At 52.6% G+C, this 16329-nt stretch carries 17 protein-coding genes; 12 read left to right on the forward strand and 5 right to left on the reverse strand.

Going from position 1 to position 16329, the window contains the following annotated elements; all coding sequences use genetic code 11:
- The first annotated feature begins 137 nt into the window (after positions 1-137).
- Together RDM26_RS03325 and RDM26_RS03330 are read left to right on the forward strand one after the other, a co-directional pair.
- Entirely contained in the window at positions 138-1709 is a 1572-nt protein-coding gene (locus RDM26_RS03325) for a sodium-dependent transporter (RefSeq protein WP_307737616.1), read from the forward strand.
- Positions 1710-1711: 2 nt separating this feature from the next.
- On the forward strand, positions 1712-1933 hold the full coding sequence (locus RDM26_RS03330) for a methionine/alanine import family NSS transporter small subunit (RefSeq protein WP_307737617.1): 222 nt from the start codon (positions 1712-1714) through the stop codon (positions 1931-1933).
- Between the two features lie 224 nt (positions 1934-2157).
- On the opposite strand, the gene RDM26_RS03335 is transcribed toward RDM26_RS03330, so the two are convergent.
- Positions 2158-3030, reverse strand: coding sequence for a TrmH family RNA methyltransferase (locus tag RDM26_RS03335; RefSeq protein WP_307737618.1), 873 nt, complete (start codon positions 3028-3030; stop codon positions 2158-2160).
- Positions 3031-3178: 148 nt separating this feature from the next.
- On the opposite strand from RDM26_RS03335, the gene RDM26_RS03340 reads away from it, so the two are divergent.
- Together RDM26_RS03340 and RDM26_RS03345 are read left to right on the forward strand one after the other, a co-directional pair.
- Positions 3179-3811: a hypothetical protein gene (locus tag RDM26_RS03340; RefSeq protein ID WP_307737619.1), complete on the forward strand. Its 633-nt coding sequence runs from the start codon at positions 3179-3181 to the stop codon at positions 3809-3811.
- A gap of 89 nt (positions 3812-3900) precedes the next feature.
- A complete protein-coding gene (locus RDM26_RS03345; RefSeq protein ID WP_307737620.1) occupies positions 3901-4977 on the forward strand; it encodes a quinone-dependent dihydroorotate dehydrogenase in 1077 nt (358 codons plus the stop codon).
- Here the strand turns inward: RDM26_RS03345 and RDM26_RS03350 are convergent.
- Positions 4974-5603 carry a DUF3043 domain-containing protein gene (locus RDM26_RS03350; RefSeq protein WP_307737621.1) on the reverse strand — a complete coding sequence of 210 codons (630 nt, stop codon included), beginning with the start codon at positions 5601-5603 and terminating at the stop codon, positions 4974-4976. The two genes, RDM26_RS03345 and RDM26_RS03350, sit on opposite strands and share 4 nt — an antisense overlap.
- Before the next feature lie 117 nt (positions 5604-5720).
- Here RDM26_RS03350 and RDM26_RS03355 point away from each other — a divergent pair, with 117 nt between their 5' ends.
- The 5 genes from RDM26_RS03355 (at position 5721) to RDM26_RS03375 (ending at position 10421) form a co-directional block, all read left to right on the forward strand.
- Positions 5721-7070 carry a M20/M25/M40 family metallo-hydrolase gene (locus RDM26_RS03355; RefSeq protein WP_307737622.1) on the forward strand — a complete coding sequence of 450 codons (1350 nt, stop codon included), beginning with the start codon at positions 5721-5723 and terminating at the stop codon, positions 7068-7070.
- Positions 7071-8072: a hypothetical protein gene (locus tag RDM26_RS03360; protein WP_307737623.1), complete on the forward strand. Its 1002-nt coding sequence runs from the start codon at positions 7071-7073 to the stop codon at positions 8070-8072.
- Between the two features lie 68 nt (positions 8073-8140).
- Positions 8141-8500, forward strand: a complete 360-nt coding sequence (gene erpA / locus RDM26_RS03365; protein WP_307737624.1) for an iron-sulfur cluster insertion protein ErpA — start codon at positions 8141-8143, stop codon at positions 8498-8500.
- A 19-nt stretch (positions 8501-8519) separates the two neighbouring features.
- Positions 8520-9416, forward strand: coding sequence for an FKBP-type peptidyl-prolyl cis-trans isomerase (locus tag RDM26_RS03370; RefSeq protein ID WP_307737625.1), 897 nt, complete (start codon positions 8520-8522; stop codon positions 9414-9416).
- Positions 9417-9434: 18 nt separating this feature from the next.
- Positions 9435-10421 carry an FKBP-type peptidyl-prolyl cis-trans isomerase gene (locus RDM26_RS03375; RefSeq protein WP_307737626.1) on the forward strand — a complete coding sequence of 329 codons (987 nt, stop codon included), beginning with the start codon at positions 9435-9437 and terminating at the stop codon, positions 10419-10421.
- 811 nt (positions 10422-11232) lie between these two features.
- Here the strand turns inward: RDM26_RS03375 and RDM26_RS03380 are convergent.
- A complete protein-coding gene (locus RDM26_RS03380; protein WP_307737627.1) occupies positions 11233-11859 on the reverse strand; it encodes a Fe-Mn family superoxide dismutase in 627 nt (208 codons plus the stop codon).
- Between the two features lie 260 nt (positions 11860-12119).
- On the opposite strand from RDM26_RS03380, the gene RDM26_RS03385 reads away from it, so the two are divergent.
- Positions 12120-12506, forward strand: a complete 387-nt coding sequence (locus tag RDM26_RS03385) for a response regulator (protein ID WP_307737628.1) — start codon at positions 12120-12122, stop codon at positions 12504-12506.
- 52 nt (positions 12507-12558) lie between these two features.
- On the opposite strand, the gene RDM26_RS03390 is transcribed toward RDM26_RS03385, so the two are convergent.
- On the reverse strand, positions 12559-14370 hold the full coding sequence (locus RDM26_RS03390; RefSeq protein WP_307737629.1) for a DEDD exonuclease domain-containing protein: 1812 nt from the start codon (positions 14368-14370) through the stop codon (positions 12559-12561).
- On the reverse strand, positions 14367-14777 hold the full coding sequence (locus tag RDM26_RS03395) for a hypothetical protein (RefSeq protein WP_307737630.1): 411 nt from the start codon (positions 14775-14777) through the stop codon (positions 14367-14369). Before RDM26_RS03395 ends, RDM26_RS03390 begins: the two co-directional genes overlap by 4 nt.
- 53 nt (positions 14778-14830) lie before the next feature.
- Here RDM26_RS03395 and RDM26_RS03400 point away from each other — a divergent pair, with 53 nt between their 5' ends.
- Both RDM26_RS03400 and RDM26_RS03405 read left to right on the forward strand, forming a co-directional pair.
- Entirely contained in the window at positions 14831-15658 is an 828-nt protein-coding gene (locus RDM26_RS03400) for a 1-acyl-sn-glycerol-3-phosphate acyltransferase (protein WP_307737631.1), read from the forward strand.
- Positions 15659-15885: 227 nt separating this feature from the next.
- The coding region (locus tag RDM26_RS03405) for a 6-phosphofructokinase (RefSeq protein WP_307737632.1) at positions 15886-16329 on the forward strand (444 nt) is incomplete at its 3' end.

Genomic DNA, 16329 nt, shown 5'->3' on the forward strand with positions numbered 1-16329 from the left:
TAATTTTATCGTGGCTTCGCATCTATAGATAGTCTCACGATGTGAATGTTTTCGTCCGACAGGTGGCAGATGGGATTACTTTGGCTCTAAGCAATTGCGATTAAACAATTGTTTTGTCCCATCTATAAGGAGTTGAGATGTCTGAAAAGGTTTCGCAGCCTACTGCGTCTAATAAGACCAGCCGACAGTCATGGGGGACACAATACGGATTCCTGATTGCGGCGATTGGTTCTGCGATCGGGTTGGGAAATATTTGGCGTTTCCCCGGTGTTGCCTATCAAAATGGCGGCGGTGCGTTCATAGTTCCCTATCTGATCGCCCTAGTGGCTATCGGGCTGCCGATGTTAATGCTGGATTACGCCATCGGACATAAGTTTCGCGGTTCCCCGCCACTGGCGCTAGCCCGGGTTAACCGGCGCACCGAAGCAGTAGGTTGGTGGCAAGTCGGTGTATGTTTCTTTATCGTCGTCTACTATGCGGCTATTATTGCCTGGGCGCTGCGCTATACCGTGTTTTCCTTTACTCGCGCTTGGGGAAATGATCCGGCGGGATTCTTTTCAGACAAGTTTTTGCAGGCGCAAGACACCACTTCTATTTCGATCACTCCCGTATGGGGCATTGCCTTGCCTTTGATTTTGGTTTGGGTGGTCGCCATTATCCTGATAGCTCTTGGGGTTTCCCGCGGTATCGAATGGATCACCAAAATCTGTATTCCTCTACTGGTGGTGCTGTTTATAGCCATGGTCATCAAAGCGCTAACCTTACCGGGGGCAACCGACGGTTTGAATAAATTCTTTACTCCCGATTGGAGCTCTCTGTGGAATGGGAAAGTGTGGATTGCCGCAGTTGCCCAAATTTTCTACTCTCTGTCAGTAGGGTTCGGGATTATGATGACCTATGCCTCTTACCTGAAGAAACGCTCCAACCTTACCGGCACCGGTCTAGTTGCCGGTTTCGCTAACTCCTCTTTTGAGGTACTGGCCGGGATTGGAGTGTTCGCCACCTTGGGATATATGGCGCATCTACAGGGAACTTCAGTAGACAAACTGGAAAATATTTCCGGAGTATCGCTGTCCTTTATTACTTTCCCGCAAATCATCAACGAAATGCCTGGAGGCGGTATCTTTGGGGCACTTTTCTTTGCCTCGCTAGTGCTGGCCGGGATTACCTCGATGGTTTCCCTAGTACAGGTGGTAGCCGGGGCATTCCAAGACAAGATTGGGTGGACTTCAAAACGAGCCTCGTTGATTATCGGGGTTGTCCTGGCGGTGGTTTCGGTGTTCTTCTTTGGAACTACCACCGGGCTCGCTGCCTTGGATACGGTTGATAACTACATCAACACCATCGGAGTGGTGGGGGCGGCGCTCTCGCTCTGCGTGATCGTCACGGTAATTACTCCTTCGCTGCGAACCCTGCGGATTCACCTGAACGTTACCTCCGCGGTGAAAGCCGGTAAATGGTGGGAGGGACTCATCGGGTTCGTAATCCCGGTGCTATTGGTCTTTATGCTGGTACCTAATCTGATAGATCTGATTTCCCACGGTTATGGTGATTATCCGCGCTGGTGGACTAATACCTTCGGTTGGGGAATGCTGGGGATTCTCTTGGTGTTCTCACTGATAATGCCTCGTTTGAAGTGGCATAAGAGCGCCGAGATATCGCCTTCATTTGATTTAGAAAATGTGGATTGGAACAAGGAGGAAGACTAGCTATGACCGGGGAAGCAATACTGATGATGCTGGTCGCCATCTTGGTTATCTGGGGTGGCCTAGTGGGATCCGTGGTGGCACTACGCCGTATGGATCCGCCTTTTCAAAAAGGAGAAAACTACTCGGAAACTAACTTTCACCCCCATCCGGGTCTTACCGAAGCTGACTTTGTAGAAAAGGAAGTGAAAGAGACCGCGGAGGCCGGGCAGGCCAGCGAAGGATAGTAAACACCATTTCACTTGGGGTTTGGTCCCCATGGGGGCGCAGGTGAGGCTAGCTCACCTGCGCCCCCATTCATTTTCTGAGCACCGCGGCGTTTCAAAACTGGTGCTACAAATACGGATTTTTATGGCATACCCGCCGGCTATTGGGATAAAGATATTTGCTGATAGACCGGCGGTTTACCCGGTGGGCTTCCCCGCGGACATCGGAATGTGCAGGCAGCGAATTAGCTAACGCTGCTGGGAGAAGTAGCCCTATCAGGTATTGCCGCTAATGCCTGGCTGACTGCGTAACAAGCAACCGCCCCCGCGGCGGCCACATTCAAAGAATCTACTCCATGACTAAGCGGAATTTTCACTAGCTGGTCACACTGGTTCAGCGCCGGCGTGCTCATGCCCGGCCCCTCCGTACCCAGTACTAACGCTACTTTCGGTTTCAGTCCTTGCGCGACCTCACCCTGCAAGGAAGCGCAAAAATCGGGCAGGGAAATCGCCTGGTCAGATAACGCTAGTCCCGCTATAGTAAATCCGCGTTGTTTCAGGGCAGAAGTATCGGGCCATTCATCAATCCGGGTCCAAGGTAGCGAAAACACAGTTCCCATGGAAACCCTCACTGCTCTCCGATAGAGCGGGTCAGCGCAATGAGGACTGGTCAAAATAGCGTCAAACCCCATCGCGGCGGCCGAGCGAATCGCGGCGCCGACATTAGTATGGTCTACCAGATTTTCCAAGATCAACACAGCTCGCGCCCCCTCCAATACCGTTCCCAGCTCCGGTAGAGCAGGACGCTCCATGGCGGCAATAGCACCGCGATGCATACTGAAGCCAGTAAGGCGGACTATCTGCTTATCTTCAGCCACAAAAATAGGGATGTCGCTAGCGCGATCTCCCAAGGTCTCCTGCAAGCGATCCAACCACTGCTCACCGATTAGTACCGAGCGAGGCCGATGTCCGGCAGCAAGCGCCCGGGAAATCACTGAGAAGCTTTCTGCTAAATACAGGCCGTGTTTGGCCTCTAAACTCTTGCGCAGGTTCACATCTTTCAACTGGGTAAAATCACGTATCCGAGGATCTGATAAATCTGCAAGCGGAATCAACACGCTACTAGTTTAGAGCCTTGAATCCGTCAGAAAGATTTCCACATTTTGTCAGCCCGATAAGTTTTCCTGGTCTGGTTATGTCTTATTTACATCCGTATTAAGGTTCGCGCCAAAGTTGTTTTCAGTAACCAACTAGCAAGGAGTAACCATGACCACCACCTCGTCACCGACCCGAAAATCCGAAAAAACGGTTCTGGGGGAACGCTTGAAAGGATCCGATTTTTTCGCCCTGTCTACCCCGGAATTCTTGGGAGAGGACGGTGACAAGATTCTCCTAGACATGTTGGATGACGACCCCGATCTGCCCTCCGGCCTCTACGGCCCACTCGGTTGGTTAGCTGAAACCAAGATTCCAGAAATCCTAAAAAACTATTTAGCTACCGGGCAGGGAATCGGAGACTACCAGCGTTTTCACGGTTTAGATGCCGAGGGCGCAAGTAAGTTACGATCAGCACTTCCTCGAGTCGCGTTAGCCGATAGGCAAAACGATGCCCCTACTTTGCTAGCTTTCTTGAATGCCTGCATTGCCAATCCGGGGCGGGTTTATCTTTCAGGATATATGATCGGCTCTTCTCGCTGGGACGAGCGCGTTAGTGTCGACACCATGTTTGTAGTTGAAGCTTTAGCCGAAGGAGCGAGCGAGCCGGCTTGCCAGCAGAAGCGAAAAATCTGGCAAACCTACCAGAAAAAACTAGCTTTAGGGAAAGCTTGTGCTCCCGATGAACTCTATAGCGCGGATCCACGGTGGGCTCATCCTGGCTGGTGCCTGTGGTGGGACTAGTCCTCAAAACCGTCAAAGTAAGCAAAGGGAAAGCAACTAGCCCGGCTACCCGAAAGTAGAGGCGTCAGCTTTTCAGTACAATTGAAAGCGTGCTGTACCGATTTTTATACAAACACTTGATTACGCGCTTCGATGCCGAAAAATGTCATAACGCCACAATGAAAGCCCTGTATCTCATCTCTCGGGTTCCCGGTCTAACCGGGTTGATCAGGATATTTTTCTCCGGATCAGTAGGAACCTTGAAAGGCGGTTGGGTAGGCGATGAGCGGGGATTGAAATCCCTAGCCAGACCCGTTCCCGGATATTTGGGGCTAGCAGCGGGAATGGACAAAGATGCCTTAGCTCCGCTGCAGTTTGGAGCGTTCGGATTCGCATTCGTTGAGGTAGGGACAGTAACTCCGCGTCCCCAACCCGGAAACGATAAGCCGCGCCTGTGGAGGATATTACCGCTGCGGGCAGTGCGGAACCGGATGGGTTTCAATAATCAGGGCGCCCGGGAAACGGCGCATCGCCTGCAGAAGCTCAGAAGTAGCGCGGCAGGTAGATCCCTCATTTTGGGGGTAAATCTAGGGAAGAATAAGACTACCGATCTGACTGATGCAGCCGAAGATTACCGTTTCAGTGCGCGGCAACTGGCAAAATATGCGGACTATCTAGTGATTAACGTTTCTTCTCCCAATACGCCGGGGCTTCGTAGCCTGCAGGCCAGCGAGCAGCTACGGCAGATCGGGCAAGCTGTAATTGCTGCGGGACGGCAAAGTGCTGGCAGAGAAGTTCCGGTGCTGGTAAAGCTGGCTCCTGATTTAGGGGATGATCAGTTAAAAGAACTAGCGAAAATCGTTAAAGAAGTGGGACTGGCGGGCGTGATTGCCACTAACACCACTATCAATCACGACTTTGGGGAGGGCGGGCTCTCAGGCCCACCCTTAAAAGAACGTGCCCTGGAAGTGGTGCGTTTATTGCGCCAGGAACTGGGAGATAACTACCTGATTATCGGGTGCGGTGGAATTGAGGACGAGGCCAGTGCCCGTCAGTTCCTGGACGCGGGAGCTGACTTACTAGAGGCGTTTACCGCCATGATCTATCAAGGACCCTCCTTTGCTGGCAAGCTTAATAAACAGCTTTCTGGAGAGCTTCCCGCGCTGCCGCTGCGGAAAACCCGTTAGATACGAGAACGCATATAGGCGCGAATATCACCAGCGTATTCACTAATATCGGGACGCGGACCGCGCGGGCCAGAAGGGCGCGGCCGGCGCATTCTGCGCGGACTTGCCAGGCGCATCAGAATATAACGCCCGTTTCCTTTCTTTACCCGTTTATCCCCCTCGGTAACCCCAAGGAGTGCCCGATTAATAATCATGGTGGTGATCACGGCTTCGATAATCGCCAATAGCAGTAAGGCCCACATCGAAAAGAGCAAAATCGCGTTCAACTGTTGGTTGCGAGAAAACGCGATCGAAAGGATTAGGAAGGCTAGCACTATCGGCATGAATAGCTCGCCGATAGCAAAACGGGAATCTACAAAATCGCGAATATAACGGCGCACCGGGCCTTGGTCATTATAGGGAAGGTAACGTTCATCTCCCTTGCCATCCAAGGCGGCCTGCTGTTTCTTGTAGAGCTTATCGCGCTGCTCGCGGCGACGCTTGCGGGCTTCTTTCTTGTCTACAATCAGGGGTCGGCGATTCTTTGCCTCCGCATCTTTACGTTTTGGGGTAGGACGGCCTTTGCCCTCTCCCTTATTGAGCGGAGCCTCAATCTCTTCATCTTTGTTACGTCCAAAAAGTTTCACCTGTCCAGGTTATCGGCCGAGGACGGGCAGGGGAAATCTGTCCTAGCGTACGGGGCTAGTTTGCCGGTAGCGACTATCCTTTCCCTAAGGCGGGCGTATCGGGGTAACCTGGCAAGCATGAGTGATATTTCGGAATATAAAGCGGCTACTAACCGTATTTTTGATGAAGTTAAAAACGAGCTAAGCAAACTGGTAGCGATTCCGTCAGTTTCTTCTACATCCTGCGCGGAAGTAGAAAAATCTGCCGGTCACCTGGCGCAGTTATTTTCAAACCTGGGGATGGAAACGGAAGTAAAAACCGCGCCCACCCCCACTGGCGAGGAAGGAATGCCGGCAGTTATTGCCCGCAAAATAGTAGATCCGCAAGCTAAAACAGTCTTGCTTTATGCTCACCATGATGTACAACCGGCCGGCCCGGTCGAGCGCTGGAATACCGAGCCCTTTGTGGCTACCGAAAAGAATGGTCGCCTGTATGGGCGCGGTACCTCAGATGATGGGGCGGGAGTCATGGTGCATTACGGCACGCTCCTAGCTTTGGCGGATAACTGCCCGGTTAACGTAACTTGCTTTATTGAGGGCGAGGAAGAAATCGGCTCGCCCTCGTTCCGGAATTTTATTGAAAAATATCGGGAAGACTTAGCTGCTGACGCCATTATTGTTTGCGACTCCGATAACTGGCGGGTGGGGGAACCGGCTCTGACCGCAACATTGCGCGGAGTTGCCAGTATGGATGTGAAAGTTAAAGTAATGGAAACTGCCCTCCATTCGGGAGCTTTTGGAGGCCCGGTGTTAGATGCAGTCACGGTTGCCAGCCTTTTACTCGCGAAATGCTTTAATCTAGACGGCAGTTTGGCAGTACCCGGGCTAGGCGGCTCTACCAGTGCTGATGTTCATTATCCGGAAGATCTTTTCAAAGCGGATGCCGGGGTAGTAGATAGCTATAAGCTGGCTGGAAAGGGGGATGTGGCCGCGCGTCTTTGGAACCAACCGGCACTTTGCGTTATCGGTTGGGATCAGCGTTCCCGCGCCGAAAGCGCTAATGCTCTGGTGCCGGAAACCTGTTTGCGGCTTTCCTTACGCACTGCTCCGGGAACCGATAGCGCCGAATGCGCCCAAGCATTAAGCAGATTTCTGAAAGAAAATGTCCCCTTCGGAGCGGAAGTAGAAACCGAGATTCTTGAATGCGGTCCGTCTTATCAAGCCCAATCATCGGTGGCCGAAAAAGATATGAAATGGGCTCTATCTGCCGCTTGGGATAAGGACGCGGTAGATATTGGGTGCGGGGGAGCGATCCCGATGACCGCTGACCTGGCACAGGTTTTCCCGCAGGCCGACATCTTAATCACCGGGGTGGAAGACCCCGCCACTAACGCGCATTCAGAAAATGAATCCCAGGATTTAGGCGACCTGAAAAATGCTATTACCGCCGAGGCGCTGTTCCTGGCTCGTTTAGGCGGAAAGATTTAAGTGCAGATACTTCTGGCAACAGCCAGCACGCCGCCGACCAGCGCCCGCGAAGGGGGGCAAGCCTTTAAGACCGGATGGTTAAAGCATCAAAGCCGCGACCAGCTGCAGGTTGTCCCCTATTCGTGGGCGTATCCGGAAGTGGCCGCTAGCTATCCGCTAGAGGATTTATTCTCGGCAACCAGCGATCCGGTTAAGGCAGGAAAGCGTCTACCGGAGCTGCTTAAAGCGGGTAAAGGCCTCTATCTGCCAGCTGTCGGCGGGACACAAAACCTGCAAAGTGAATATTCGCCACCGGGGGCGCTGCCTACCCGGGATCTAGAGGTTTTACCGGAGTTTCCTCGCCAATTCTTAGCGGGAGTGGCGGCCGCTTACGGCGCGGGGCAAATGGGTCCACAGGTTTGGGAATCTTTAGGGCGTGACCTGGCCGGGACGCTAGTAGTCACCGGCAGCCAGAAACCGTTACTATCAGCTTCCGGGGTGCTAGCTCAGATCGCCAAAATTAGCCCGAAGATCGCGCAACAAACTAAAGAAAACTGGGAGGGCGTGCTTAAAGAAGCCGAAAAATACGGTCGCCGTCGTTACCTTGGAATCACTGATTTATCGGGCATTAAATCTGCCCCGGGTACCCAAATAGGGACTCTGCCCGCAGGAGGATGCGCTTGGGGATTGGGGGAATTATTAGGTAGGCTGGGCGCCCGTCTGGACTTTGCAGCAGACTTCCTGGATGAACAAACCAGGCTGCCGCAAGTATTAGAAACCACAGATTTGCTAGTGGCGAATACTGAAGAGCTATCCCCCTGGAATCTTTCCTCCTCCCCGTTGGAACATTTATGCGATCTCGCTAACCGTTTCGGGGTGCCGATAGTGGTGGTTACCAGTGAAAATAATCTTAGTAGAGGCGAGGTTGCGGAGCGGGGAATAGATGGTGTCTACCAATTCCCTACCGATATTGCCGGTATGGAGGCGGCCGGACTTCGCTTAGCGCGTACCTGGTCGCAATAGCCACTAGGGCTACCTTGGACTAGGCTAAGGACTAACTTAGTTCATCTAGGAAATTTTGAGGAACAGATATGAGTGAACAACAGGCTGAACAGACAGCTACCCACAAAGTAACTTTGACCGATGCCGCCACTGAAAAAGTGAAATCACTGCTAGACCAGGAAGGCCGCGATGACTTGCGTCTGAGGATAGCGGTGCAGCCGGGAGGATGCTCGGGACTGATCTATCAGCTTTATTTCGATGAACGTCTCCTAGACGGCGACGCAGTGGTCGAGTTCGCTCCCGGGGTAGAGGTAGTGGTAGATAAAATGTCCAATCCCTACCTGGAGGGAGCCTCGATTGATTTTTCCGACACGATTGAACGCCAAGGCTTCACGATTGATAATCCGAACGCGGTAGGTTCTTGCGCCTGCGGCCAATCGTTCCACTAAAAACAGTTAGGATCAGGCTGTGAAACGTAGACTTTCTTCTTCTGTTGCTGCTATCGCCCTGTTAGGTGGGTTATTAGGTGCGGGTCTCACCGCCTGTAGTAGCGACGGTTCCTTCTCAGATTTCGGAGTAAAAGTTGAGGGCGAATACGGGAAAGCCCCCACCGTTAGTGCGGGAGAGGGAACCGCGCCTAAAGATTTGAAAGTTGGCACCGTTAAAGCTGGTGAGGGCGAGGCCTGCGGGGCAGACGCAGTGCTGAAGGTTAACTATCACGGCCAGTTGTGGGACGGGAAGAAATTTGATTCCAGTTTCGACCGGGGAAATCCTGCTGTTTTCTCGTTAAAACAGGTAGTTCCCGGCTGGGGACAGGGACTTAAAGAAGCCAAACCGGGATCGCGTACCCTACTGGTGATTCCTCCTGAATTGGGTTACGGGGATCAGGCAACTGGCGATATTCCCGCTGGATCTACCCTGGTATTCGTGGTGGATACTCTGAAATGTTTCTCTGCCTCTCAGATGAAGAAAGGCGAAGAGCAGCTGGAGCACGCCAAACCGACCGGAAAGAATCTCACCGGCCTAGAAGTTAACGGGAAATTGGGGAAGAAACCAGCATTGAAAGTTAACGCTGATCAGCTCGCCAAAGACCGTGCCGTGAGCGTGCTTGCTACCGGAACCGGAACCCCGCTAAAAGCCGATGACGTGGTAATTGTGCATCAAAGTTGGTTAGACCAGCAAGGAAAGACTGTATCCACCTGGGATAGCAAAACCCCGATGCCGCTGCAGGGCGAAAAAACTCTGGCAGAGTTAGGTCTGGACAAGGAATTAACTGGTAAAAACGTCGGCTCCCGTCTAGCTTTAAGTTCGATGCAAAACGGCCAGGCGGTAGCGTTTGTAATGGATATCGTGGGCACCCTCTAAAAACTGGATAGGTGAGCCATGCACGATAGTAGCGTTTCCTCCATACCGATGCGGATGCGGTTAGCTCGGATAATAGTCCTGGCGTTGGTCGCTGTCTTAGGGCTATCCCTACTTTCTGGATGCTCAGCTACCGCTTCCGACGCCTCGGCTCCCCAGGTAAAAGGGAAATTCCCAGCCGTAACGGGGGAGTTAGGACAAGCTCCCCAGATGGAAGCCGGTTCGGGGAAAGCACCAGCCAGTTTACAGGTACGGGTACTATACGAGGGAGAGGGGCGGAGCGTCACCGCTAAAGACCAAGTACTCATGGATACTTTAGGTAACCTGTGGGACGGCAAGACCGTGATGAGTACCTTCCGAGTCGGTGACTCCGCCCAAGGATACGCGATGAGTGAGGTTATCCCTGGCTGGAAACAGGCTTTAATCGGCAAGAAGCTCGGTTCCCGGATACAGATCACAGTTCCCCCGCGACTGGGATTCCAAGGTGAAGCCGCGAAACGTATTCCCCCCAACTCCACTATGGTGTTTGTGATCGACTTGATTAGTGCCATGGATTTAAGTAATGTTTCGGCGCTAAAACAGGTCAAGAAAATAGATAAATCTTTTGACAAATTACCTAAAGGGTTAAAGATTAGCGGATCCCCTGGTACCCAGCCGCAGGTAACTATCGATCCTGCGCTGCCTGCCCCGAAAACGAAACAGGTAATAATGCTGTATCAAGGCAAAGGATCGAATCTGGAGCCAGATGATTTCCCCGGGGTGCATTTGACTGCCGCCACCTTCGAGCAAGGTAAATGGTCAAAGGTGTCCAGTTCGTGGCCCAGCGGCAAAATGGTTTCTACTCCCTCCACTGTGCAGACTACCCCGCAGTTCCTGGGGGTTCCGGTCGGCTCGCGCATGGTGATGTTAGAGCCTGCCGAGGGTGAGCGCCAAGGGGCAAAAGCGCATCCGGCGCGCATCGCTATTTACGACATTGGTGCCAAGCAAAACAGCACCCGCCTCGGGTGACAGGTTAAATCCGATTGCAAAATCCGGGTCTGGCTCGGTAAAAACACTCCGGGGCCCCGCTTTCCTCGCTTCAGCGAGGATAGGAAGTTGATACCGGAGGCTAAAAAGCTCTGTTTCCGACTAAAAAAGGTAGTGGCGGATTGCGTGTCCCTCTCGTATCTTTTACCGGCCGCGACCCTAATCTGAAATCGTCTTAGTGCGCGGGAGAAAAGTTTTTCCTCCTGCCCAAAATCTAAAAAGGCGTTACCTTTTTAGATTTACGCCCGCCTAGCCTACTCGGATAAAACTTCTCCCTGCACTTCCCGGGATCCTAGTTGGGTTCTAGAGGTGGGTGTCGGTTATTTAAGGCAACGAGCGGATATTAGAGTGCTAGTTGCCGTAAGCGCGATGAAAAGAGACGTAGATGCCCCTAGATTGTGGGCTATGGGGCTGAAAAAGGGGATTGCGAAAGCTAGGAGGCCGGTAGAAAAAGCTAAAACTGGATCCTGATTTTTTCTTGCTTTACTGGTGGAAGTCTTAATGAAACGAGCGAATTGAATTCCCGCGAAAATGGCGCCCGCTAGGTTAGCGATTACGCTTACGATTTCATAAACCAACTCAGCGACCTTTCCCATGGCGATGCCGGATTCTTAGATATAAAAAGCCTAGCTTTATCTTACGGGTAAGTAGATCCTAATTTGTACCGGGAACTCATAGGTACGTGGGGGAGCGGGTTGCCCGAGTAGGTGCGGTGGGCATAAAAATTCGGGAAGCGCTCGTGCGCTCCCCGAATTTTTGGGCGGGAGGGGAAATCGCTCCCCCGCGTTAGCTGTTAGGCCAGGTTGATTAGGGATTTAAAGTTCTTTTCAGCGTTTTCGAAACGAGCAGCAACGTTTTCCCAGTTAACTACGTTCCACCAAGCCTTTACATAGTCGGCTTTCACATTCTGGTAGTCCAGGTAGAAAGCGTGTTCCCACATATCTAACATCAGCAGCGGAGTTACCCCGACAGGTACGTTTCCTTGCTGATCGAAGAGCTGGAAAATGATAAGGCGAGAAGAAATAGAATCCCAAGCCAAAACTGCCCAGCCGGAACCTTGTAGACCGGTGGCGGCTGCCGAGAAATGCTTCTTGAAAGCCTCAAAGGAACCGAAGTTCTCGGTGATCGCTGCAGCTAGTTCGCCTTCGGGTTCCCCGCCGCAATCCGGTCCCATATTGGTCCAGAAAACCGAGTGGTTGGTGTGCCCACCCAGGTTGAAAGCTAAATCTTTCGAGAACTGGTTGACTGCTGCCAGATCGCCGGCTTCACGGGCAGCCGCAAGTTTTTCTAGGGCGGCATTTGCCCCGTTTACATAGGTGTTGTGGTGCTTGTCATGGTGTAGTTCCATGATTTTGCCAGAAATGTGCGGTTCTAAAGCAGCGTAGTCGTAGGGCAGTTCTGGAAGCGTGTACTTCTCCATATAAATGGATCTCCTTTGTAGTTTGCGAGTCCGCCCAGCCTCCCTCCGGCTGAGTGGTGTCTCCCCCTAGTCTAGGTGCTAAGTCCTATAATTGCAGCCCTAAGAAATAAGCTGGAAGCTTAACAACGTCTTTCATGGCCGCACTCCTAGGGAATTTACCCGAATCCATCCCCAGCCCTACTCTTGGATCCAAAGAGCGCCATAGTCGGTTACAATGAGAGCCAAAAGTACTTGCAAGCGTTTACTTAAGGAAGAAGAACATGGCGGAAGCGGAAAAGAATCTGCAGATTTTGTTATATAGCGATGACCGTGAGGTGCGGCGGCAAGTAATCAATTCCGTGGGAATCAAGCCGGCTGCGGATCTACCCAAAATAACTTGGGATGAGACCGCTACCGCTACTATTACCCGAGATAAAGTGCATAACAATCGCTATGATCTGCTAATCCTTGACGGGGAAGCTACCAAGATCTCTGGTATTTCGGTCGCGAAAACCCTGCATGAGGAGGAAAACGATCTTCCGCCTATCCTGGTTTTGACTGCTCGCCAACAAGATGAATGGCTGGTCGGTTGGGCAGGCGCCAATTCAGTCGAGCGCCCCCTGACCCCACTTAAGCTGCAAGAAGCTGTCGCTGCGGCGCTGCGTTAAGCAAACCGGGAAAGCCGGGGCAGCTAATAGTAACTAGTTCCCCGCGATAGCCTCAGCGCCGGAAAGAAAATGGTTGTTGGGCTTGCGCTAGTTTTTGTCGCAGCTGGCTGCGGGCTAGCATTCCTGACACCGGGCATACCAGTTCCGTGGAATCCGATATTTGTACAATCCGGGTTCCGGGTTGGTAAAGCTGCTGCGCTAAAATATGCAGCTGTTCCCATAGCATCCCCTGGGCGAGGAAGCGCGGGGCAGTAACCGGGAAAACTTCCGCCAAAGTCGCGATAGTTTTCTCTATCGCAATTTTTGGAGCATTAGCACAGGTAAACGCGGTTCCTACTATTTTTCCGTAGGCGAGGGCGAGGTATACCCAGCCGTGATGGGGCGCCGGCAGGGCAACAATAAGCTTTTCCGCCGCCAGTATCGGGAATAGTAGTTCTCGTTCGGCTCCTACCCGCAAGAGGGCGGAAAGCTGCTGACGAATCACCACGGCTTGCTCGTATTCTTGACGCTCAGCCAGATCCTGAACCTTTTCTAGCAAGCCAGTTACCGCTTTTTGCTCAGCATCAATTCTATTGGCGGCAATCTGTTGGCAGTGTTGACGATAGTTTTCTTGGTTTTGTAGCTGGCAGGGAGCCCGACAGGTTCCCAATTGTTCCAAATAGCAGGAAGTTCCGGGATTACCCGCCGAAATCTCCTGGGTGCAGGTGCGCAGATTCCATTTCTGAGCCAGTACCCGGCGGACTGTTTCCGCACTTTTCCGAGTAGGAAAAGGTCCGATAGTTCGGGAGGAGTTTTTCCGCTCTACCCGTTTTGAAAGCTTCAGGCGCGTAAACTCATCGCCCGTTAGTTCCAGTAACCAGTATTTATCCGGGTGGGTGCTGGCACGGTTAAAAGGTGGGTTGTAATGGGCGATCAGCTCTAGTTCTTTTAAGCGCGCCAAGAGGACGTGGGGAAAACAAATATGTTGAATCCGGCGAGTGGCGGCAAGCATCTCCCGCATCTGCCGGCGTTTTTCGCTTAGAGTGGTGTAACTGCCTACTCGGGTTCGCAGATTGGAAGCCGAGCCCACATAGAGTGGTTTTCCGTCAGCGTCCTCAAAAATATAGACTCCTGGACGCGCAGGCAGGTCGGCGCCCAGCACCCGTTTTGCCCGGATCTGCCGGGGAACTTTTTGTAATAGGCGAAAATCTTGGGTGTGGGTTAAACCCGCTCCCTGTCCCAGATCTAGTAGCCCTTGCAGTACGGTCACTGTGGCGAGCACATCATCTAGGGCACGGTGGGTGGGTTTATCGGCTCCAAAATAGCTGGCGAGGGTAGCTAGGCGGTGATTGGCGACGAAGGGACGTGGCAGGAGCAGTCGGGCAATAGCCAAGGTGTCGACGGTGAGGGCGTCTGGTAGGGGATTGTCTAACTGTTCAGCAGCGCGGCGTAAGAACCCGGTATCAAAACTCGCGTTATGAGCTACTAGGGCGTTTACTGGGGGACAGTTGGGGTGATCTTCCCTCCAAAATGCCAGGAAACGCGAAAAAACCTCTTCTAGAGGGTCTGCGCTAAGCACCATTGAGTTGGTGATCCCGGTCAGCGCCACGATTTTTGGAGGAATCGGACGGCGGGTTTGCACTAGCGAACGAAAAGTTCCGCACAGCTGACGCTGATAGTAACGCGCTGCAGCTATTTCGGTGATTTCAGCTCCCGCCCCCATGCCGGTGGTTTCTAGGTCAACCACAAGAAAACAGCAATCCGATAAAGGGGGCCCTAATTGGGAAAACTCTCCTTGCGGGGCAATTTCTCCGCTTGTAGGAACCAAGGTGTCGAGGTGTCTGCGTAGCGCCTGGGAGGGAGGAGCGAGGAATTGGGGGTTCACACCCTCGCCCCATCATCGTCATCCCATTTGTTGGTTAAAGCGCTGCGTCCTCGAGGAAGCAGATATATTAGCAGGCCGCAAAATAAGGCTAAATCCAAGAATCCGAGAGCGTGGAGCCATCCTGGTAGGTCAACTCCCGCGATATAGGTAGCTACCCAGGCTATCAACACTATGACGGTGATCACTAAGAGGCGAACCCCGCCACGTAGGTGGGGGCTAGCAGGCAGCTTCGGGGGGTGAAACTGATCATTTGGCTGTGCCAATTCGTAATCTCGCGGTCCAGGGGCAAAAATACCGGTATCATTTAGCCTAGATGTAATATCCAAAAATTCATCATCTACGCGACGTTGGCTTGGGTTGCGGCGGCGATGCGCCCCCCACTTCTTGGGGAGTTTCATAGTCGACATTCTAGCCGGTCTTTTTAGATCGGTCAGCTAACCCGGGCGGGAAGGAAGCTTACGTGTTTTACCGGATGTTGAAAATATTCTTGGGGCCGATTCTAAAGGTTCTTTACCGACCCTGGATTAAAGGAGCCGAGAAGATTCCTGGTACCGGGCCGGCGATTCTGGCCTCGAATCATCTAGCGGTGATTGATTCTTTCTTTTTGCCGTTAATGATTGACCGGGAAGTAGTTTTCGTGGGGAAAGCCGATTATTTCACCGGTAAAGGCCTAAAAGGCGCTTTCGTTAAGTGGTTTATGACCCAGGTAGGCACGATCCCGATTGATCGTTCCGGGGGAAAGAAGTCCCAGGCCGCCCTGCAAAAAGGATTAGCGCGTTTGCAATCCGGGGAACTGTTTGGGATCTATCCGGAGGGTACCCGCAGTCCTGATGGTCGTCTTTATCGCGGTAAAACCGGGGTGGCGCGGCTGTCGTTACGTTCGGGTGCACCGGTGATTCCCGTGGCCATGATTGGAACCAATATTGCTCAGCCGATCGGTACCCGGATTCCGCGTTTACATCGCATCGGGGTAGTTATCGGTGATCCTCTGGACTTTTCTCGCTATCAGGGTATGGAAGATGACCGTTACGTGTTGCGGGCAATCACTGACGAGATTATGTATTCCTTGATGAGCCTGTCGGGGCAAGAATACGTGGATCTGTATGCTGCTGACGTGAAAAAGGCACTCGCCTCTAAGAAAGATGACGAGGACGCTGTGGCTGCCGAGCCGAAAGTGCAAGCTCCTGGGGGGCGGCAGGCTCCACAAACCGAGGTGCCAGAGCCACCGGAAGATGACGGTAGTTCAGATGAGGATAAAACCGATTCTGCTCCCGCCGCGGATCAGTAAACAGTTTCGGCGCTCAAAAGCAGCAGTTTTAACTAAGCGTAGTTAGCTTCATCTCCAGTTAGAGGACTACTAGCGGTTTACGGGTGTCGCCTAGTCTGGCGCGCTCCCCGCCTCTTTTCTTGCTCAAATGCGCGAAGCTCTTCGCGTCCTAGAGCCGGGTGCGCCTTATCGACTAGACTATTAGCTGACAGAGCCGATAATGGCCAAGCAACTCTTTTGGAGGAAATATGACGATTAAACGTGTGGCACTGCTAACTGCGGGCGGATTCGCGCCCTGTCTCTCATCAGCGGTTGGTGGGTTGATCGAACGTTATACTGAGCTGGCTCCGGAAATTGAAATTATTGCTTACAAGTATGGCTATCACGGGCTGCTGTCTAAGAACTTCATTGTGGTAGACGAAGAAGCACGTAAAAATGCTGGTCTATTGCATCAATATGGGGGATCCCCGATTGGTAACTCCCGGGTAAAGCTCACTAACACTGAGGATCTAGTAAAGCGTGGCCTAGTTAAAGAGGGCGCTAACCCGCTAGAGGTCGCAGCCAACCGCCTGGTAGAAGACGGGGTAAATGTGCTGCACACTATCGGTGGGGATGACACTAACACCACCGCAGCGGATTTGGCGCATTACCTGCATGAACACGGATACGAACTGACGGTAGTGGGATTGCCC

This window comes from uncultured Varibaculum sp. (assembly GCF_902489465.1).
Lineage (GTDB): Bacteria > Actinomycetota > Actinomycetes > Actinomycetales > Actinomycetaceae > Varibaculum.

Coding starts and splice junctions, on each gene's coding strand:
- RDM26_RS03325 (WP_307737616.1), top strand. CDS start 138: ATGTCTGAAAAGGTTTCGCAGCCTACTGCGTCTAATAAGACCAGCCGA.
- RDM26_RS03330 (WP_307737617.1), top strand. CDS start 1,712: ATGACCGGGGAAGCAATACTGATGATGCTGGTCGCCATCTTGGTTATC.
- RDM26_RS03340 (WP_307737619.1), top strand. CDS start 3,179: ATGACCACCACCTCGTCACCGACCCGAAAATCCGAAAAAACGGTTCTG.
- RDM26_RS03355 (WP_307737622.1), top strand. CDS start 5,721: ATGAGTGATATTTCGGAATATAAAGCGGCTACTAACCGTATTTTTGAT.
- erpA (WP_307737624.1), top strand. CDS start 8,141: ATGAGTGAACAACAGGCTGAACAGACAGCTACCCACAAAGTAACTTTG.
- RDM26_RS03375 (WP_307737626.1), top strand. CDS start 9,435: ATGCACGATAGTAGCGTTTCCTCCATACCGATGCGGATGCGGTTAGCT.
- RDM26_RS03380 (WP_307737627.1), bottom strand. CDS start 11,859: ATGGAGAAGTACACGCTTCCAGAACTGCCCTACGACTACGCTGCTTTA.
- RDM26_RS03385 (WP_307737628.1), top strand. CDS start 12,120: ATGGCGGAAGCGGAAAAGAATCTGCAGATTTTGTTATATAGCGATGAC.
- RDM26_RS03395 (WP_307737630.1), bottom strand. CDS start 14,777: ATGTCGACTATGAAACTCCCCAAGAAGTGGGGGGCGCATCGCCGCCGC.